The sequence below is a fragment of the Ferrovum myxofaciens genome, assembly GCF_000735045.1.
Taxonomy (GTDB): domain Bacteria; phylum Pseudomonadota; class Gammaproteobacteria; order Burkholderiales; family Ferrovaceae; genus Ferrovum; species Ferrovum myxofaciens.
The window spans coordinates 1-1,234 of the sequence record NZ_JPOQ01000364.1; the positions used below are offsets into that span (position 1 = coordinate 1).

Sequence of the window (1,234 nt, forward strand, 5' to 3'; positions counted from 1 at the left end):
AAAATATTATGGCACTACACAGAGATATCGTCAAAAACAAAAAACGCAAATACTTTATAATCAATGCATTATAGAAATTAATTCGGAAAAATTGTCGATATTTTCGCTTATTTCGTTAAAGGCGGGTTAACTCTTGAACACCTAACGCAGACGTCAATCAATCATCGCCAAAAATAAAATATATTTACATGATTATATTGATAATTTATTTTTAACCAAGACGACGAACCTCCTATGAATATCCTATGCAAGCGTCTAAGTTGCTGTCGCTTTTAGGCATGATCTAAACGGTCAATCCGTGCTTCTGGCTCAAAAAGATCAAGGTAGCCCACAAACTTGTAAAGCCTATTCCGCTTCTGACCCGTTACCTCTTTCACACAACCATCCTTTGCAAGGTTCTGTAATGAGGTTGATGCTGTGACATAGGTGCAATCCAATAATCGTTCTGCTGTTCTGATGTCGATGATTGGATACTCGAACAGCAAGTCGACCAGCGCTAACTCGTTTTTCCCAAATGCCCGTGTTTTAATCATCGTTTCCTCCCGAAACTTGACGATCCGCTGAGCGGTAACAGCTGCTTCATTACTGACTTGCGCGATCCCGGTTAGAAAGAATTTGACCCAGCCCTCCCAATTGCCATTCCTACGAACGTCCATGAGCCGGTCATAATACTCTGCCCTATTCTCTTTCAAAAAGAGACTAATATAGAGCAGAGGTTGTTTAAGCACACTTCGCTCATGAAGCAACAATGAAACCATCAATCTCCCAACACGCCCATTACCATCGAGGAAGGGGTGTATGGTCTCGAATTGAGCATGAATGAGCGCACATTGAACTGTCAGCGGCATGCTCGTCCTGTCATGTAAAAACAATTCCAAGTTTGCCAGCGATTCCATCATGTCTGGCACAGGTGGTGGAACAAATGTTGCAGTAGCCAAAGTGCAGCCTTGTGGCCCGATCCAATTTTGGGTACGGCGAAATTCACCTGGGTCTTTATGCTCACCTCGCACACCATGCAGCAGATGTCCGTGGATTTCGCGAATGAGGCGTAATGAAAGCGGCAGGGTTTCGAGGCGCTTGATACCGTAATTCATGGCGTTCACATAATTGACAACCTCACCGATAGCCTTGGTACGCACCCCCTCGGCGTCCTTTTCGTGCTGCAACACTTCGTCAAGCGTACATTGTATCCCCTCGATTTGCGAGCTCAGCACAGCTTCCTTCTTGACGTACA

Annotated in this window: 1 protein-coding gene; it reads right to left on the minus strand. The window is 44.7% G+C overall.

Features of this window, described 5'->3' with window-relative positions; all coding sequences use genetic code 11:
• Window positions 1-272 precede the first annotated feature (272 nt).
• Window positions 273-1,234, minus strand: a 962-nt coding sequence (locus IV91_RS0114045; protein ID WP_084190127.1) for a Fic family protein, incomplete at its 5' end; no start/stop codon positions are given.